An 18,553-nucleotide genomic window follows, 5' to 3' on the forward strand; every position below is an offset into this window, starting at 1 on the left:
GAGCCGGGTTGCGGCCTCATCCCTTCACGCAGACGATCTGGCGCAGGTGGGCGACCACCTCGACCAGGTCGGCCTGGGCCTCGATGACGGCGCTGAGGTCCTTGTAGGCGGCCGGGATCTCGTCGATGACGGCCGCGTCCTTGCGGCTCTCCACCCCGGCGGTCTGGGCGACGAGATCCTCGCGGGTGAACTCGCGCCGGGCCCGGTTGCGGCTCATCCGCCGTCCGGCGCCGTGCGCGGCGGAGTTGAACGAGGCCGGGTTGCCCAGCCCGCGCACGATGTAGGTGCCCGTCGCCATGCTCCCCGGGATGATCCCGAGTTCGCCCGTGCCCGCGCGGATGGCGCCCTTGCGGGTGACCAGCACCGGCACCCCGTCGTAGGTCTCCTCGGCGACGTAGTTGTGGTGGCAGGAGATCCGCTCGCCGAAGCCGGCGCCGGGCACGGCCTTGCGCAGCACGTCGCAGGCCAGGCCCATCATGACGTCGCGGTTGCGCCGGGCGTACTCCTGGGCCCAGAACAGGTCGCGCCGGTAGGCCTCCATCTCCGGGGTGCCGCTGACGAAGACGGCCAGGTCGCGGTCGGGCAGGTCGCGGTTGTGCGGCAGCTCGCGGGCGCACTCGATGTGGTGTTCGGCCAGCTCCTTGCCGATGTTGCGCGAGCCCGAGTGCAGAACCAGCCACACGGCGTCCTCGTCGTCCAGGCAGACTTCCAGGAAGTGGTTGCCGCCGCCCAGCGTGCCCATCTGGTGGGCTGCGCGCTCGCGGCGCTTCTGCACGGGGCCGGCGAGTGCGCCGAAGCGGTCCCAGAAGCGGCCCCAATCGGAGGTGGGCAGCCCGTGGACGCGCTTGGGGTCGACCGGGCGCTTGTGCGCCTGGTGGCCGACGGGCACCGCCTGCTCCAGCCCGGCGCGCAGCCGGCCCAGGTCCTCGGGCAGGTCGCCGGCTTTGAGGCTGGAGCGCACCGCGGTCATGCCGCAGCCGATGTCGACGCCGACGGCCGCGGGTGAGACCGCGTCGCGCATGGCGATCACCGAGCCCACGGTCGCGCCCTTGCCGTAGTGGACGTCGGGCATCACGGCCAGGCCGTGCACCCACGGCAGCCGTGTGACGTTGCGCAACTGGTCCATCGCCGCGGGCTCGACCGAGTCGGGGTCGGCCCACATTCGGATGGGAACCCGCGCACCGGGAGCCTCGGTGTAGGCCATGGGCCACCTCCTCCAGCCGAAACCTGCCGGCACCGCTACCCACAAGGCGGCCCGGGTGTGTCCCCGATCAAGCCAGACGGGTGCGGGCAGGGGCAACAGGATTTCCTCGCAACCTCCACGTGCGGACCTGGCGGCCAGGTGGCCGCCCCTGGTCAGGCTGGTACAGACCGCACTCGGTCGGATACCTTCCACATCGACGGCCCCGATGCTCGGAGACCACCATGGGCAAACGCGAAGACTCCAGCAACAGCGACGGCCACAAACCCGACCGCCCCATCCCTCCGCCCACTCCCGACGACGGCGGCAGCGGTGGCGGCCGACACGAACGCGGCGAGGACGACAAGTGACGACCGTCGTCGACCGCCAAGCCCGCCTCGCCGAGATCCTTCCTCCGGCGTGGCGGGACGTGTTCACGGCTGTTCCCCGTCACCTCTTCATGCCCGCCACCGTATGGCTCGACAGCGGAAGCCCGCCGGTGCGACTACGCCGCCAGGACGACCCTGAGGCGTGGATGGCGGCCTGCTATGAGGACCGGCCGCTGATCACCCAGCTCGACGACGGCGCCGACACCGGACGCGGCTATTTCTCTTCCTCGGCGTCGAAACCGTCGATCGTCGCGGACATGTTGGAGGCCGCCCATCTGGCGTCCGGGCAGCAGGTCCTGGAGATCGGCACCGGCACCGGATGGAACGCGGCCCTGATCGGTGCGGTCGTCGGCGTGGAGAACGTGACCACGGTCGAGGTCGACACGCGCCTGGCCGATGCCGCCCGCACGGCGACGGCAGCGGCCGGCTGGCCGGTGAAGGTCGTCGCCGCAGACGGCACGAAGGGCTACCCGGACGGCGCCCCGTTCGACCGGATCCTGTCGACCGCCGCCGTGCAGCAGGTTCCGGGCGTGTGGGTGGAGCAGACCCGACCGGGCGGACGAATCGTGACGCCCTGGGGTACGTCCTTTCACAACGGCACCCTGGCCCGACTGGACGTGGCCGCGGACGGGCTGCGCGCGTCGGGGAGGTTCGGTGGGAATGCGGGGTTCATGTGGGTCCGCTCGCAACGTACTCCGCATGGGACGCTGGATGATCGCGTCCGCCCGGAGCACGGGTATGCGGTGAGCAGCACGGACCTGCACCCCTACGACCCGGTGGGCGACTTCGACGCGTCCTTCGCGATCGGCCTCCTGCTACCGGGCGTCAAGGACCTGCTGGTTTTCGACGACGACATCGACGGCAATCCGAAGTTCACTGTGTATCTGATGGATCCGGGTTCGGGGTCGTGGGCGTCGTGGCGCGTCACCCCGCAAAGCAGAGGCGAATACGAGGTGCGCCAGCACGGCCCCCGGCTGCTCTTCGACGAACTGGCCGCCGCCTACCGCTGGTGGGAAGCGGCGGGGCGGCCCGAGCACTCCAGGTTCGGTCTGACGGTCACATCCGACCGGCAGGAGGTGTGGCTGGACGAACCCACCGCCGTCGTGGCCGCCCCGGTGCCGACGCCGTCCTGACACCTCGCTGCCGGGCCGAGATCTCCCTCAGCCCCCGATCGCCGACATCGGGCGGGACGGCTGGAGGAAGCTGGGGTCGTTGATGCCGTGGCCGGGCAGCTTGGTGGCGACGGCGGCGCGCCAGCGGGCGGCGATGTCCTCGTCGCTGCCGCCGCCGCGCAGCAGCGGGCGCAGGTCGGACTCCTCGCGGGCGAAGAGGCAGTTGCGGACCTGTCCCTCGGCGGTCAGCCGCACGCGGTCGCAGGCACCGCAGAATGGGCGGGTGACCGAGCCGATCACGCCGACGGTGGCCGGGCCGCCGTCGACGTAGAACAGCTCGGCCGGGGCGCTGCCGCGGGTGTGGTCGTCGGCGGGTTCCAGGTGGTAGGCGGCGCTGAGGCGGTCGAGGATCTCGTCGGCGGTGACCATGGTGTCGCGCCGCCAGCCGTGCTGGGCGTCCAGGGGCATCTGCTCGATGAACCGGAGCTGGTAGCCGTGGTCCAGGCAGTAGGCCAGCAGGTCGGGGGCCTCGTCGTCGTTGACGCCGCGCATCAGCACCGCGTTGACCTTGACGGGGGTGAGACCGGCCGCGGCGGCGCCGGCCATGCCCTCCAGGACGTCGGGCAGCCGGCGGCGGCGGGCGAGCTTCTCGAAGACGTCGGGGCGCACGGTGTCCAGCGAGACGTTGACGCGGTCCAGGCCGGCCTCGGCGAGGGCGGGGGCGGTCCGGGCCAGGCCGATCCCGTTGGTGGTCAGGGCGGTCTGCGGGCGGGGGCGCAGGGCGGTGGCGGCGGCGACGATGCCGGTGAGGCCGCGGCGCAGCAGCGGCTCGCCGCCGGTGAAGCGGATCTCCTCGATGCCGAGCATGGTGACGCCGACGCGGATCAGCCGGTTCACCTCGTCGTCGGTGAGGACTTCGTCCTTGGGCAGCCACTCCAGCCCTTCGGGCGGCATGCAGTAGGTGCAGCGCAGGTTGCAGCGGTCGGTGAGCGAGACCCTCAGGTCGGTGGCGACCCTTCCGTAGGAATCGGCCAGCATGGCGCGTCACCTCTCAGTTTCCGGGTGGCCGTCCAGCCTCAGCGATGCGGATGCGTCGGCGGTGACGTCACTGGGATCGTTCCCGGCGCAGCTCCAGCCTAAAGATGCCTGTTTCGTCGCGTCTGTAGATCACTGGACTGATATTGGCGATTGTTCCGTTGCGTGAATCGTCGTCCGAGTTGGGATGGTACTGCGGGTTCTACTGCCCTGTATACAATCCCACGAATCGTGGCGCCAGCGCAGGAGGCTCGGCCGTTCCCGGCCACCGGCCGCGCACCGGCCGCCCGCGCGCCGCGCGCCCCCGGGCGTAGACGCGCGGACCCCGGGAACATGGTGGGCATGGAGGTCACCGAGGTCCTACTGCCCGGCGTGGGCATCCGCTACGAGTTCTCCACCTCCCGCGGCGAGCGCGTGGGCGTCGTCGCCCGCCGCAGCGGCGAGACGGAGCTGCTCGTCTACGGCAGGGGCGATCCCGACACCCCGCGCCACCTGCTGCACCTGACACGCGAGGAGTCCGAGACCGTGGCCGAGATGCTCGGGGCGCCGCGCGTGGCCGAGCGCTTCGCCGACCTCACCCGCGAGGTCCCCGGCCTGGTCTCCGGCCAGATCGAGATCGGCGAGGACTCGCCTTACCGCGACCGCACCCTGGGCGACACCAGGGCGCGCACCCGCACCGGCGCCTCGATCGTGGCCATCGTGCGCGGCGACACCGTCATCGCCTCCCCCACCCCCGCCCAGCGGCTGCAGGCCGGCGACGTCCTCGTCGTGGTCGGCACCGACGAGGGCATCGCCGGCGTCGAGAACATCGTCGGCGCCTCCTAGGCCGCGGCGCCATGGAGATCTCCGTCCCCCTGTTCCTCGAACTCGGCGCCGTGCTGGTCGTCCTCAGCCTCATCTCCTCGGCCGCGCGGCGCTGGGGGCTGTCCCCGGTGCCGCTGTACCTGCTGGCGGGGCTGGCCCTGGGCGAGGGCGGTCTGGCGCCCGTGCCGGCGGCGGGCGAGTTCATCGGCACCGGCGCGGCCATCGGGATGGTGCTGCTGCTGTTGCTGCTGGGCCTGGAGTTCTCGCCGGAGGAGTTCTCCCAGAGCCTGCGGCTGCACCTGCCGTCGTCGCTGCTGGATGCGCTGCTCAACGCGCTGCCGGGGGCGGCCGCGGGGCTGCTGATGGGGCTGGACTGGCGCGGGGTGGTCGCGCTGGCGGGCATCACCTGGATCTCCTCCTCGGGCATCGTGGCGCGGCTATTGGACGACCTGGGCCGGCTGGGCAACCGCGAGACCCCCTCGGTGCTGTCGCTGCTGGTGCTGGAGGACATCGCCATGGCGGTGTACCTGCCGCTGCTGGGAGCGGCGGTGATCGGCAGCACGCTGGGCCGCACCACCTTCACCCTGGCCACGGCGCTGCTGGCGGTGGCGATCGCGCTGTTCGCCTCGCGGCGCCTGCACGGGCCGATCAACCGCGTCCTCGACACCGGCGACTCCGAGCAGTTCCTGCTGCGCATCCTGGGGCTGACGCTGCTGGTGGCGGGGGCGGCCGAGGCCGCGCACGCGTCGGCGGCGGTGGGCGCGTTCCTGGTCGGCCTGGCGCTGAGCGGGCAGCTGGCCCAGCGCACGCGGCTGGCCGTCGAGCCGCTGCGCGACCTGTTCTCGCTGGTGTTCTTCCTGGCGATCGGGTTGACGATCGATCCGCGCCAGCTGGTGCCGATGCTGCCGGCCGCCGCCGCGCTTGCCGCTGTCACCGCGCTGACCAAGACGGCGGTGGGCTGGTATGCGGCCGGCCGCGACGGCGTGGGCCGCCGCGGCCGGCTGCGCGCCGGCACGGTGCTCATCCCGCGCGGCGAGTTCTCCGTGGTGATCGCGGGCCTGGCCGCGGTGGCGGAGCCCCGGCTGGTGCCCTTCGCCGCGGCCTACGTGATCATCCTGGCCGTGGCCGGCCCGCTGATCACCTACGCGGCCGGCCGGATGCGCACCCCCGCGTGGGCGGGGGGAGCCGACGAGGGCGCCCGGGCCCCGTAGGCTGCCCGCCAGGGGCGTGCCCCGGCCCGAGCGGGCCGAAGGGGTGCGGCGCCGGCTGGACTGACGAGCGAGGGAGCGAGGCTTGAGCGGGCCGGAGGGGTGCGGCGCCGTCTGGACTGACGAGCGAGGGAGCGAGGGAACGAGCGACCGAGCGAGGAGGGAAGACGGCGCGTCGAAGCACCCCGCAGGCCCGCGGGAAAGCACAGGACGGACAGGACGAGCGGAAGAGGAGCCGCAGTGGTCAACGTGCGCGAATGGGAACTGGCCGGCGGAAGCGGCGGCAGCGAGCGGCGCTACGCGCGGGCGTGGGCGCCCCAGAGCGCCGAGCCGACGTGGCTGGCGGTGCTGGTGCACGGCTACGGCGAGCACATCGGCCGCTACGAGCACACCGCCGGGACGCTGTGCACCAACGGCGCCGCGGTCTACGGGCTCGACCACCGCGGGCACGGCCGCTCCTCGGGCGAACGGGTGCTCATCGAGGACTTCGGCGGGGTGGTCGAGGACCTGCACCGGCTCGTGACCCAGGCGCGCACCGCCTACCGCACGCTGCCGCTGGTGCTGGTCGGCCACTCCATGGGCGGCATGATCGCCGCGCGCTACGCCCAGCTGCATCCCGGCGAACTCGCCGGGCTGGCGCTGTCGGGGCCGGTGCTGGGGCGCTGGAGCACCGCGGGCGCGCTGCTGGCCGAACCGGAGATCCCCGACGTCCCGGTGGACCCCTCCACGCTCTCGCGCGATCCCCAGGTGGGCGCCGACTACGCCGCCGACGAGCTGGTCTGGCACGGGCCGTTCAAGCGGGAGCTGCTGGAGGCCCTCACCGCCGAGCTGGAGCGCATCCGCGAGCACGGCCGGCTGGGCGACACCCCGCTGCTGTGGGTGCACGGTTCGCGGGACACCCTGGTGCCGATCGCCGACACCCGGGTGGGCATCGAGGAGTTCGCCGGCGAGGACCTCGCGGTGCGCATCTTCCCCGGCGCCCGCCACGAGGTGTTCAACGAGATCAACCGCGACGAGGTGCTGGAGGAGGTCGTGCGCTTCGCCCGGCGCTGCGCGGCGCGGGCTCAGTCGGCGTAGAGCGCGGCGATCTCCTCGGCGTACTTGCGCTGCACGACCCGGCGCTTGAGCTTGAGCGAGGGCGTCAGCTCGGCGCCCGCGACCGTCCACTCCCCCGGCAGCAGCCGCCAGCGCTTGACCTGCTGGACGCGGGCCAGGCGGGCGTTGGCGGCCTCGACGGCCCGCTCGACCTCGGCCAGCACCTCGGGGTGCGCGGCCAGGGACGCCAGGTCGGTCTCTGCGATGCCCCGGGCCTGCGCCCAGCCGGGCGCCGTGTCGGGGTCCAGCGTCAGCAGCGCCACCGGGTAGGGGCGGCCGTCGCCGCAGGCCATCGCCTGCCCGATCAGCGCATGCTCCTTGAGGCGGTTCTCCACGGCCGCCGGGGCGATGTTCTCGCCGCCGGCGGTGATGATCAGCTCCTTCTTGCGGTCGCGCACGAACAGGAACCCGTCGGTGTCGATGGAGCCGAGGTCGCCGGTGTGCAGCCAGCCGTCGGCGTCGAACAGCGCGGCGGTGTCCTCGGGCCGGTTGAGGTAGCCGGCGGTGTTGACGGGGCCGCGCACCAGGATCTCGCCGTCGGGGGCCACCGCCACCTCCATGCCGTCGGAGGGAAGCCCGACGCTGCCGAAACGGTAGGCGTCGACGCGGTTGGCGGTGACCGCACCGCAGTTCTCGGTCATGCCGTAGACGTCGCGGATCAGCACGCCCAGGCCGCTGAAGAAGCGCAGCGTCTCCTCGGGCATGGGCGCGGCGGCGGTGATGAAGTGCTCGCAGCGGTCGAGGCCCACCAGCGCCCGGACGGGGGCCAGCACCCGCTCGTCGGCCTCGGCGAAGCGCTTCTCCAGCTCCGCGCCTCGGGCGCGGCCGTACTGGCCGGCCTCCAGGTAGGCGCGGGCGGTCTCGGCGGCCTCGGCCATGGCCCGGCGCTGCTCGTCGGGGGCGGCGGCCAGTGCGGCCGAAAGGCCCGACTGCAGCTTCTCCCACACCCGGGGCACCCCGAACAGGGCGTGCGGGCGCACCTTGGCCAGGTAGGCGCCGAGCTGGGCGGGGTCGGGGCAGAAGTGCAGGTGGCCGGCGACGCGCAGGGGCAGGTACACGCTGAGGACCCGCTCGGCGATGTGGGCCAGCGGCAGATAGCTGATCGAGGAGCCGCCCACGGGCAGGTCGGTGGCCCGCAGGGAGATGGTGGCCTGGAAGAGGACCTGGCGGTGGGTCTCGGGCACGCACTTGGGGTTGCCGGTGGTGCCGGAGGTGTAGAGCAGAGTGGCGGTGTCCTCGGGGCGCAGCGCGGCCGCGCGCTCGTGCACGGCCGCGGGGTCGGCGCTGTAGCGGCGGCGCCCGGTGGTGCGGAACTCCTCCCAGCCGACGAACACGGTGCCGCCGGGTCCCGGCTCCGCGGGCACGGCGCCGGCGTCCAGCAGGACCACCGTGCGCAGGTGCGGCAGGCGCTCCAGGGCCGGGCGCCAGCGCTCCAGCTCCTCGGCGCCCTGCAGGACGGCCACGGCCGCCCGGCAGTCGCCGGCGACGAACTCCACCTGCTCGGGGGCGAAGGTGGCGTAGACGGTGAGGGGGACGCCGCCGGCGTGCACGGCGCCCATGTCGGCGACGAGGTGCTCGGTCCGGTTGGGCAGCATCAGCGCGACCACCTCGCCGGGCCGCAGGCCGTACTCGATCAGCGCGGCCGCGGTCTCCAGCGCGGCCTGCCGGTACTGGGCCCAGGTGAGCGTGCTCCACTCGTCCCCGGCGCCCTCGGGAGCGCGCTGGGAGAGGGCGGGCAGGTCGCCGTGGTCCTCGGCCGCCTGCCTCAGCCAGTCGACGAGTGTCAGGCCGTCGATCTCGGCGTCGACCTCGCGCCGCGCCCGCAGGACGCCGCTGTCGGTGCCGCTCGCGCTGTGCTCCATGGCGGGCCCCACTCTTCAGGTGTGTGCTGGATCACCATTGGTGGGCCTATCGGACCACGGTTCGGCGGGCGCGGCAAGACCGCGTCGGCGACGTTCCCGGCGGCGCCGGCGCTCAGCCGTAGAGGCCGCGGCGCGCGGCGCCCGGCCGCGACAGCGTCTCCGCCCAGGCGCGGGCCAGCCGCCGGACCCCCTCGGCCAGCACCTCGGGCGGGTGGGCATAGGCCAGGCGCACCCGGCGCTCCAGGGTGCCGTCGGCGCCGAACAGCGGCCCCGGCGCCAGGTGGACGCCGTGGCGGGCGGCGCTCTCGCCCAGAGCGGTGGCCGCGGCGCGGGGCAGCCCCGCCCACAGCACCATCCCGCCCGAGGGGCGGGTGAACTCCCAGTCGGGCAGGTGCTCGCGCAGCGCGGTGACCAGGGCGTCGCGGTTGCGGCGCAGCTGGCGGCTGCGCTCGGCGCGGATGCGCAGGGTGTCGGCGAGCAGATGGGTGACGGTCAGCTGGTCCAGCAGGGAGCTGGAGAGGTCCAGGCGCTGGCGGGCGGTGGTCAGCCGCTCGACCATGGGCGGGGTGGTGCGCACCCAGCCGATGCGCAGACCGCCCCAGAAGGTCTTGGCGGCCGAGCCGACGGTGAACACGCGCCCGTCGGTGTCGTGTGCGGCCAGCGGGGCGGGCAGGTCTCCGGAGTCGATCGCCAGCTCGGCCACGCCCTCGTCGACGATGAGCGCGCTGCCGGCGCGGCGCGCCTCGGCGGCCACGGCCGCGCGCTCCCGGTCGTCCATCAGCACGCCGGTGGGGTTCTGGAAGTCGGGGATGAGGTAGGCGACGGCGGGCCGGGCGCGGCGGAACGCGTCGAGCACGTGGTCCATGTCCCAGCCCGAGGGGGTGACCCCGGCGGTGCGCACCCGCACGTCCAGCCTGCGGGCGGCGTCCAGGGCGTGGGGGTAGCTGGGCGACTCCATCAGCAGGCTGTCGCCGGGCTCGGTGAGCATGTCCATCAGCAGCGCGACGGCGTGCATGGCGCCGCTGGTGACGAAAATCTGCTCGGGGTCGGTGGGCAGGCCGCGCTCGACGTAGCGCCGGGCGATCGCGTGGCGCAGCTCCGGCAGCCCGCGCGGGTTGTAGCCGATGCCGCCGACGTGGGCGGCCAACTGGTCGACCGCCAGGCGGGCGGCCCGTTGGATACCGTCGACGGCGGCGGGAGCGGCCACGCCCAGGTCGACCGTGTCGGTGTGGGGCATGAGCACCCCGGAACCGGTGCCGGTGCCGCTGTCGGGCAGGACGGTCCAGCTGCCGGCGCCCCGGCGGCTGTCGAGGAACCCGTTCTCGCGCAGCCAGGTGTAGGCGGCGGTGACGGTGTTGCGGCTGACGCCCAGGGCCGCGGCGAGGTCGCGCTCGGCCGGCAGGCGGGTGAACGTGGGCACCCGCCCGTCGAGGATGAGCCCGCTGACGGCGCGGGCCAGAGCGAGGTAGTAGGGCCGGCCGTCGGCTTCGGGGCCGATGAGCCGGGCGAGGAGATGGCCGTTGATCCGGCGCTCACCAACCACGAGGGGCCACTTTCCGCAATTGGCACTGTCGTTCCCGGACGGAGCAGAGCCAACATTACTCGAGCGGCCCACCGGCCGCGGTCTCCGAACCGGAAAGGCACCGCGTGTCCCCGTCCCGGCCTTCCCCACCCTCCGTCCTGGCGTACTCGGCGCGAACGGTCCGGCGCGCGTTCCTCCACCCCCTGGTGCCCCCGCCGCGGGGGCGCCGCCTGGTGCAGCTGTATACGGGGCTGTGCCTGTTCGGGCTGGGCTGCGCACTGCTGATCGCCTCCCGCCTGGGCGCGATGCCCTGGGACGTGCTGCACCAGGGACTGTCGCTGCACACCGGCCTGTCGGTGGGCACCTGCAGCATCCTGGCCGCGGGTGCGGTCATGCTGCTGTGGGCGCCGCTGCGCCAGCGGGTGGGGCTGGGCACCGTCAGCAACGCCGTGGTGGTGGGGCTGTCGGTGGACGCCTCGCTGTGGCTGCTGCCCGAGGTGGAGGGCCTCGCGGCGCGCTGGGCCGCCCTGGTCGCCGGGACCGTCCTCACCGGCCTGGCCACCGGGTGCTACATCGGCGCCCGGCTGGGACCGGGACCGCGCGACGGCCTCATGGTGGGCCTCGCCGAGCGCACCCGGCTGTCGGTGCGCACCGCCCGCACCGGCATCGAGGTCGCCGTGGTGGTCGCCGGCGCGCTGCTCGGCGGCACGGTGGGCGTGGGCACGCTGCTCTTCGCGATCGCGATCGGCCCGCTGGCCCAGATCGCGCTGCCGCTGCTGACGATCGAGGAGCCGCGGCCGGCCCGGACCCCCTCGGGCGGCCGGGACTGACGCACCGCCCCGCCGGGCGCGGAATCGGACTCCCCGAAACCGGGCATCGGGTCCGCGCACCGGCGACCCCGGACCCGCGGTCCCGGTCACGGCGAAATAACGGATTCTCGGGCGATAACCCCGGAGCCTGACCGATCCCGGCAACCGCGGGGGGCGCCGCCCGCGATCGAGGACCCCTCTGCTGCTCAGCGGGCTTCCGCCGGGCATCCGGCGGGTATCTCCTAGAGCACATTTGCTTCGCCCTCGACCTGGGAAAGCGCTTCAACCGGTACCGTGACCGCAGCGGTCCGCACCGGGCCGCACAGCCGACCGGCCCACCGCGACACCGGCCTCCGGCGCGGATACCGTCGCCGCGGCGCGTACGCGCGGCGCTCTTGCGTGTCCGCGGGGCGGCGCGGAGTTGGATACGGTACGTCCGCGTAGACGTGATCTTGGTTGAGAAGGGGGTGAGCCGCGTGTCCGGCTGGATTGAGGATTACGCGCTGATCGGCGACATGCAGACCGCAGCTCTCGTGGGGCGCGACGGCTCCGTGGACTGGCTCTGCCTTCCCCACTTCGACTCCCCCTCCTGCTTCGCCGCGCTGCTGGGCGACGAGCAGAACGGCAACTGGTGGATGCGCCCGGCCAACGGCGAGCCGCGCGCCGCCCGGCGGCGCTACCGCCCCGAGACGCTGATCCTCGAATCCGAGTGGGACACCCCCGAGGGCTCGGTGCGCGTCATCGACTTCATGCCGCCGCGCGGCGGCGCCCCCCACCTCGTGCGCATCGTCGAGGGGCTTGCGGGCACCGTCCGGATGCAGACGGCCCTGCGGCTGCGCTTCGACTACGGCAACGTGGTGCCCTGGATCCAGCGCAGCGGCACCGAGCTGGTGGCCATCGCCGGCCCCGACGCGGTGTGGATGAGCTCCCCGGTGCCCATGGAGGGCCACAACTTCCTCCACGACGCCACCTTCACCGTCAGCGCCGGGCAGCGGGTCCCCTTCGTCATGACCTGGCACCCCTCCCAGGTCGAGGAGTCGGACCACCTCGACGCCGAGAAGGCCCTCTCGCGCACCGAGCGGTTCTGGCGCCAGTGGGTGGACCAGTGCACCTACGAGGGCGAGTACCGCGACGCCGTGGTGCGCTCGCTGATCACCCTCAAGGCGCTGACCTACCGCCCCAGCGGCGGCATCGTCGCCGCGCCCACCACCTCCCTGCCCGAGGACATCGGCGGCGTGCGCAACTGGGACTACCGCTACTGCTGGCTGCGCGACGCCACCATCACCCTGGAGGCGCTGATCCGCAGCGGCTACACCGACGAAGCCCAGGCCTGGCGGGAGTGGCTGGTGCGCGCGGTGGCCGGCGAGCCCCAGCACATGCAGATCATGTACGGGGTGCGGGGCGAGCGGCGGCTGGCCGAGTGGGAGGCCGACTGGCTGCCGGGCTATGAGGACTCCCGCCCGGTGCGCATCGGCAACGCCGCCGTGGGCCAGTACCAGCTCGACGTCTACGGCGAGGTCATGGACGTGCTGCACCTGGCGCGGCGCAGCGGCCTGCAGGGCGGCGAGCACGTCTGGGGCCTGCAGCGCTCCCTGGTCAACTACCTGGAGTGGTGCTGGGACGAACCCGACGAAGGGCTGTGGGAGGTCCGCGGGCCGCGCCAGCACTTCGTCCACTCCAAGGTGATGGCCTGGGTCGCCGCCGACCGGGCGGTGCGCGCGATCGAGGACTTCGGCAAGGAGGGGCCCATCGAGCGCTGGCGGGCGCTGCGCGACACCATCCACGCCGAGGTCTGCGAGTACGGCTACGACGCCCGCCGCAACACCTTCACCCAGTACTACGGCAGCAAGGAGCTCGACGCCGCGCTGCTGCTGATGCCCGAGGTCGGCTTCCTGCCCTACGACGACCCCCGCATCGTGGGCACCATCGAGGCCATCCGCGACGACCTGATGATCGACGGCTTCGTGATGCGCTACCGCACCGACCGCGAGGACGCCGCCGACTGCCTGCCCGGCGACGAGGGCGCCTTCCTGGCGTGCAGCTTCTGGATGGCCAACGCGCTGCTGTCCATCGGCCGCGAGAAGGAGGCGCGCGAGCTGTTCGACCGGCTGCTGGCGCTGCGCAACGACGTCGGGCTGCTGGCCGAGGAGTGGGACGCCGGCAGCGGCCGCCAGGTGGGCAACTTCCCCCAGGCCTTCAGCCACGTGCCCCTGGTCACCACCGCGCTGAACCTCTCCCACCAGAACGGCCACCGGCGCGGCTGAGCCCCCGCATCGGCGACCCGATCACCCCCCGTTCCCCGCACCGTCCGACCGATACGCGTGTCCTGCGCCGAATCGTGCGGGAAAGCGCCACCGCAGCGGGTAGCGGGCGGCCATGGAGGTAATCGCGGAGAGCATGCAGGGCCAGGGCTGGCCGCAGCTGCTGTCGCTGACGGTCGCGCTCGTGCTGTGCACGCTCATCGGCCTGGAGCGCGAGCTGCGCCAGAAGAACGCGGGGCTGCGCACCCACACCCTCGTCGGCGTCGGCGCCGCCCTGTTCATGGTGGTCAGCAAGTACGCGTTCTTCGACGTCATCGACGACGACGGCATCACGCTCGACCCCTCGCGGGTGGCCGCGCAGATCGCCTCGGGCATCGGGTTCATCGGCGCCGGCGTCATCTTCGTGCGCCAGGACATCGTGCGCGGCCTGACCACGGCGGCGACGATCTGGGTGGTCGCGGCGGTGGGGACGGCCGCCGGAGCCGGGCTGTGGCTGGTGGCCGCGGCGGTGACGGCCGCCCACTACCTGGTGGCGCTGGGCTATCCCCCGGTGCTGCGGCTGATCACCCGTCGGCGCCCGGTGACCGCCCCAGTGAGGGTGAGCTACCAGGACGGCCGCGGCGCCCTGCGCGCCATCCTGGCCGAGGTCACCGACCGCGGATACGCCGTGCAGGAGGTCGACACCCGCCGCAAGGACAGCGGCGACCCCGACAGCGCGCTCATCGACCTGGTCCTGCAGGTGCGCGGAGGGGCCAAGGGGACCCGCATGGAGGAGCTGGCGGCGGCCCTGGCCGGGACCCCCGGGGTGGTGTCGGTACGCATGGGGGAACCCGCGAACGAGGAGTGAGAGCCGTTTTCCGCGGGTGTGCGGGGCGCTTTGATGCGCCGTCTTGCCTCCTCGCTCAGTCGCTCGTCAGTCCAGACGGCGCCGCGCCCCGCAAACCCGCTCAGGCCCCGCGCCCCGCGCTTGTGGGTCCGAGGGGCGCCGCCCTTCCTCTCTCCGAAGCCCCGAACGCCCGCGGCGCCGGGCCTGCGGACTCGCGCGAGCGGCCCGAGAGCGTCGCCGCGGGCCGCTAGGGTGCTGCCATGCCAGGACGACCCTTGAACGAGATGATGGACGACGGCTGGGCGCAGGCCCTGGAGCCGGTGGCCGACCGCATCCGCCGGATGGGCGAGTTCCTCCGCGAGGAGGTCGCCGCGGGCCGCACCTACCTCCCCGCGGGCGAGAACGTGCTGCGCGCCTTCCAGCAGCCCTTCGAGGACGTGCGCGTCCTCATCGTGGGCCAGGACCCCTACCCCACCCCCGGCCACGCGGTCGGGCTGAGCTTCTCGGTGGCCCCCGACTGCAAGCTGCCCGGCAGCCTGCGCAACATCTTCCGCGAGTACAGCGACGACCTGGGCCTGCCGATGCCCTCCACCGGCGACCTGACCCCCTGGACCAAGCAGGGCGTGCTGCTGCTCAACAGGGCGCTGACCGTGCAGCCCGGCAAGCCCGCCTCGCACCGGGGCAAAGGCTGGGAGGAGGTCACCGACCAGGCCATCCGCGCTCTGGCCGCACGCGAGGTTCCGCTGGTGGGCATCCTGTGGGGCCGCGACGCGCGCAACCTGCGCCCGCTGATGCCGGGGGTGCCGTGCGTGGAGTCCACCCACCCCAGCCCGATGTCGGCCAAGCACGGCTTCTTCGGTTCGCGGCCGTTCAGCCGCGCCAACAAGCTGCTGGAGGAGCAGGGCGCCGAGCCGATCGACTGGCGGCTGCCGTAGCGGACCGGCGGCGGGGCGGAGCGGCCGGATGCGGCCGCCCGCCGGATCGCCGCCGGGATTGAAGGACCGCGGGGCGCCGTACTTGAATCGGTGCGTCGGGGTGGAGGCGACCGCGTGCAACGCGTGACACAACAGGAGAGGGCGCCCGCGCAATGGCCAAGAGGCTCGGCTACGCCGATGCGCTGAAGGTTCTGGGGCAGGACGACTCGGTCGTGCTGGACTTCGCCGAGAAGCTGGCCGAGGGCGGTGTGGGCGCCTTGGGAGTGCCCGGGCTGTCGAGCCTGGGCGGCCTGGTTGCGCGCATGGGGCGCCAGGCGCTGACGGGGATCCGCGAGAAGATCACCGGGATCAGCCGGATGGATCGGACGGCGAGAGTCGAAGCGGCGTACAACATCCTGGCGGCAGTCTCGGTGTTTGAGGCTCTGGACGAGGTCCTACAGGAGTCGCGCGCCCCGCTGGCGGGCTCCGACCTCCAGTTGAGCGCCGCCGAGCAGACGGAGTTGCTCAATCGACGCTTCTTCCGCATCGTGCGCGCGCTCGGTGCCACGCGGGACGACGGCCACGTGCGGTGGTCCCCGATCCCGTTGAGCGACGACTGGGAGTTCGTCGCTCAACGGCTGATCGCCTTCCTGACCGGTCTTGCCGCCTGGGCGGAGTGGGACTCCACCACGCGGACGGCCGCCGAAGGGATGATTCTTTCCCGTCTTCCTGTCCTCGCGGAGCGGCGGTTCACCGAGGCGTACCGACAGTTGGCCGCCGACGTTCCCGAGTTCGGCGTCTGGGCGAGCATGTCCGAGCACGAATCGACCCGGCGAAGCATCACCGAGGTCGGCACCGGCTTGACCCGACTGCATGGCCTCGTCGAGGAGATGGCGCCCCGACGCACCCTGAACCGGCGGCGCACCGAACTGGCCGCCGTCTACCGGATGGCGCTGGGGCGCCGCCTGCTGCGCTCCGCCGAGGCTCCGGCGGGGCTGTCGCTACCCACCCTGGAAGAGGCCTACCTGACTCCCCGGGGGCGGTTCGCCCTGATCTCCTCCGGCGATCAGCCGTCGACTGAGGACTTGTGGCAGCACGTGCCGGTGCACGACGATATCGAAGGGTTGCTCACCGGATTTCTCACCTCTCTCCAAGCCCCTGCGACGCCGATGGTCATCCTCGGCCACCCCGGGGCCGGCAAGTCAGTGCTGACCGAGATGCTCGCCGCTCGGCTGTCCAACACCGACTTCTTCGCGCTGCGGGTGGAGCTGCGCTCCGTGCCGCCCAACGCTCCCCTGCACAAGCAGATCGAGGAAGGCTTGGCGGGGGCGCTCAACACCCGGCTGGAGTGGCGGGAGCTGGCCGAGTCCGCCGACGGCGCGCTGCCGGTGATCATCCTCGACGGCTTCGACGAGCTGCTGCAGGCAAGCGGCGTCAACCGGTCGGACTACCTGGAACAGATCGAGGAGTTCCAGCGCCAACAGGAGGCGCTGGGCCAACCCGTGGCGGTCATCGTGACCAGCAGGACCGTGGTCGCCGAACGCACCCGCTTCCCCGAGCTCACCCCGGTGCTGCGGCTGGAACCCTTCAACGACGACCAGATCGCCCGGATGGTGGGAATCTGGAACATCTCCAACGAAGCCGCCTACGCCTCGCGCGGGCTGCGACCGCCCGACGCGGACGTACTGCTGTCCTACCGGGAACTCGCCGAGCAGCCGCTGCTGCTGCTCATGCTGCTGATCTACGACTCCGAGGCCAACGCCCTGCAGGACTCCGGCGGCGCGCTCTCGCGCAGCGAGCTGTATGAGCGGCTGCTGTCCATGTTCGCCCGGCGGGAGGTGAGCAAGCACCACCCGCACCTAAGCGACACCGAGCAGGCCCGCGCGATCGAGGACGAGCTGCACCGGTTGGAGGTCGTCGCGGTCGCGATGTTCGCCCGGCGCCGGCAGCACGTGGCGGCGGCCGAGCTGGAGGGCGACCTCGCCGTGCTCATGCCCGACGCCGGGCTGCACCCCGCCGAGGCCGGTCTGCACGGCGCGGTCGGCGACGCCCACCAGGTGCTCGGCCGGTTCTTCTTCGTCCACGAGTCGCGGTCTGAGACCGACTCCGGCACCGCGAGCGTGTACGAGTTCCTGCACGCCACCTTCGGCGAGTACCTGGTGGCGCGCGCCGTCACCGACGCGCTGGAGGAGCTGCTGGAGGACCGCCGCCACGCCCGGCGCCGGCCGCGCGCGGCGCGGCCGATGGACGACGGATACCTGTATGCGCTCACGTCGTTCGCGGTACTCGCGAGCAGCGCGGCGACGGCGGAGTTCATCCAGGACCTGCTGGAGCGCCGGATCGACCGCAGTCCCGACGACGAGCGCGGCGAGTACCTCGACCTGCTCGTCGACCTGTTCCGCGAGGCGCCCTATCCGCCCGAGCACCGCGCCTTCACCGCCTACCGCCCGCGGCGCCTGCCGATCACCGAGCGCCAGGCCGCCTACACCGCCAACCTCGTTCTGCTGCTCACCCGCGTGGCGCCGGACGGCATCGACATCGCCGACCTGTTCGAGAAAAGGCACCCCTGGCAGAACCTCGCGGAGTGGCGCGCGCTGGCAGGGCAGTGGCGAAGCCTGGCCAACCAGCAGTGGCACGGCCAGTTGAACGCGATCCGCCTGCGCCACCTCGGCTACGGCGGCGGCGCGCCGCGCAGTGTGCTGTGCCCCAACGACGGCGGGGCGGTGAACGTCGGCGAGTGTATCGGCTTCGAGATCACCTCCGACACCCACGATCCGGTGTCGATGACCGACCTCTACTCGATCACCCTGCCCTACGGCACCGTCACCTCCAACATGCTGCGTTCGGCGTCGGTGCGCATCACCGGGACCACCGCACGCATGGCGATGCAGTTGCTGCCGTATATGAGTGAGATCAGCCGCGAGCCGGTGGCGTGGCTCAAAGACGAGGAGGAGGGCGCGGTCTTCGCCCAGGGCCACGACCTCCTGCAACTGCGGCTCGTGCTGCCCGACCTGGCCGGCGGCGCGTGGCGGGAGCGCCTGCGGCGCTACGAGCGGCTGCTGGGGACCGAGGTCATCGGCACGATCGAGGCTCCGGTGCTGCGCCAGGCGGCCGAGGATCTGTCCTATGCCGCCTGCGTGGGCTCGCCGGACGCAGCGGACTACCGGGCCGCGCTCGAAGGGGTGCTGCGGCGCTTCCTCAAGGGGGACATCACCGTCTACGCGGCGCGCTCGACGTCGCCGGAGGCCCTGCAGGCGACCTTCGACCGGTTGAGCACGCAGATCCCCGACTTCGCGGACACCTTCGGCGGGACGTGCGCGGGGCTGGTCGACCTCGCGACCGAGGCGGCCGAAGCCGACGCCGGCGACCGCCCCTCCGCGTCGGCGGTGGCCGCCGACATGTACGCCCGGTTCCCGCCGGAGGGAGCCCGCTCCCGGCGCAGGTCTCCTCCGCCGCCGACCGACGACAGGGACGCCGGCCAGAGCCCCGGCGCCGGCGCCTCCGCCAACAGCGGCGCCTGGCACTGACGCCGGGCG

14 protein-coding genes are annotated in these 18,553 nt (G+C 72.9%); 10 read left to right on the forward strand and 4 right to left on the reverse strand.

The genetic code is table 11. From position 1 onward, the window contains the following. Positions 1-16: 16 nt before the first annotated feature. Positions 17-1,204: an RtcB family protein gene (locus tag FZ103_RS24385; RefSeq protein WP_156004565.1), complete on the reverse strand. Its 1,188-nt coding sequence runs from the start codon at positions 1,202-1,204 to the stop codon at positions 17-19. Between the two features lie 221 nt (positions 1,205-1,425). On the opposite strand from FZ103_RS24385, the gene FZ103_RS25810 reads away from it, so the two are divergent. Next, positions 1,426-1,551, forward strand: a complete 126-nt coding sequence (locus FZ103_RS25810) for a hypothetical protein (RefSeq protein WP_255430290.1) — start codon at positions 1,426-1,428, stop codon at positions 1,549-1,551. Next, positions 1,548-2,702, forward strand: a complete 1,155-nt coding sequence (locus FZ103_RS24390; RefSeq protein ID WP_186356812.1) for a methyltransferase domain-containing protein — start codon at positions 1,548-1,550, stop codon at positions 2,700-2,702. The genes FZ103_RS25810 and FZ103_RS24390 overlap by 4 nt, the downstream gene beginning before the upstream one ends. Before the next feature lie 27 nt (positions 2,703-2,729). Here the strand turns inward: FZ103_RS24390 and moaA are convergent, their stop codons facing one another. Further along, a complete protein-coding gene (moaA, locus tag FZ103_RS24395) occupies positions 2,730-3,719 on the reverse strand; it encodes a GTP 3',8-cyclase MoaA (protein ID WP_156004566.1) in 990 nt (329 codons plus the stop codon). 339 nt (positions 3,720-4,058) lie between these two features. On the opposite strand from moaA, the gene FZ103_RS24400 reads away from it, so the two are divergent. The 3 genes from FZ103_RS24400 to FZ103_RS24410 all read left to right on the forward strand — a co-directional run bounded on the left by FZ103_RS24400 (position 4,059) and on the right by FZ103_RS24410 (position 6,805). After that, the gene (locus tag FZ103_RS24400; RefSeq protein WP_156004567.1) at positions 4,059-4,541 is read left to right on the forward strand and encodes a cation:proton antiporter regulatory subunit; all 483 of its coding nucleotides are present in this window, start codon (positions 4,059-4,061) and stop codon (positions 4,539-4,541) included. Positions 4,542-4,552: 11 nt separating this feature from the next. Next, entirely contained in the window at positions 4,553-5,731 is a 1,179-nt protein-coding gene (locus FZ103_RS24405; RefSeq protein WP_156004568.1) for a cation:proton antiporter, read from the forward strand. A gap of 237 nt (positions 5,732-5,968) precedes the next feature. Further along, positions 5,969-6,805, forward strand: coding sequence for an alpha/beta hydrolase (locus tag FZ103_RS24410; protein WP_186356813.1), 837 nt, complete (start codon positions 5,969-5,971; stop codon positions 6,803-6,805). Here FZ103_RS24410 and FZ103_RS24415 read toward each other — a convergent pair. Together FZ103_RS24415 and FZ103_RS24420 are read right to left on the reverse strand one after the other, a co-directional pair. Further along, positions 6,793-8,685, reverse strand: coding sequence for a long-chain fatty acid--CoA ligase (locus FZ103_RS24415; RefSeq protein WP_156004569.1), 1,893 nt, complete (start codon positions 8,683-8,685; stop codon positions 6,793-6,795). The genes FZ103_RS24410 and FZ103_RS24415 overlap by 13 nt on opposite strands. Positions 8,686-8,797: 112 nt before the next feature. Further along, on the reverse strand, positions 8,798-10,228 hold the full coding sequence (locus FZ103_RS24420; protein WP_186356814.1) for a PLP-dependent aminotransferase family protein: 1,431 nt from the start codon (positions 10,226-10,228) through the stop codon (positions 8,798-8,800). A 137-nt stretch (positions 10,229-10,365) separates the two neighbouring features. Here FZ103_RS24420 and FZ103_RS24425 point away from each other — a divergent pair, with 137 nt between their 5' ends. The 5 genes from FZ103_RS24425 to FZ103_RS24445 all read left to right on the forward strand — a co-directional run bounded on the left by FZ103_RS24425 (position 10,366) and on the right by FZ103_RS24445 (position 18,544). Beyond that, positions 10,366-11,037 (forward strand): hypothetical protein, encoded by a 672-nt coding sequence (locus tag FZ103_RS24425; RefSeq protein ID WP_156004703.1) that lies wholly within the window; start codon positions 10,366-10,368, stop codon positions 11,035-11,037. Positions 11,038-11,492: 455 nt separating this feature from the next. Next, complete coding sequence (locus tag FZ103_RS24430; RefSeq protein ID WP_343233695.1) at positions 11,493-13,280, forward strand: glycoside hydrolase family 15 protein; 1,788 nt, start codon at positions 11,493-11,495, stop codon at positions 13,278-13,280. A 112-nt stretch (positions 13,281-13,392) separates the two neighbouring features. Continuing rightward, on the forward strand, positions 13,393-14,124 hold the full coding sequence (locus tag FZ103_RS24435; protein ID WP_255430291.1) for an MgtC/SapB family protein: 732 nt from the start codon (positions 13,393-13,395) through the stop codon (positions 14,122-14,124). A gap of 239 nt (positions 14,125-14,363) precedes the next feature. Then, positions 14,364-15,038 carry a uracil-DNA glycosylase gene (locus tag FZ103_RS24440; RefSeq protein WP_156004570.1) on the forward strand — a complete coding sequence of 225 codons (675 nt, stop codon included), beginning with the start codon at positions 14,364-14,366 and terminating at the stop codon, positions 15,036-15,038. 152 nt (positions 15,039-15,190) lie between these two features. After that, complete coding sequence (locus FZ103_RS24445; RefSeq protein WP_156004571.1) at positions 15,191-18,544, forward strand: NACHT domain-containing NTPase; 3,354 nt, start codon at positions 15,191-15,193, stop codon at positions 18,542-18,544. The last annotated feature ends 9 nt before the right edge of the window (positions 18,545-18,553 follow it).

This window comes from Streptomonospora sp. PA3, from assembly GCF_009728995.1.
Classification (GTDB): Bacteria; Actinomycetota; Actinomycetes; order Streptosporangiales; family Streptosporangiaceae; genus Streptomonospora.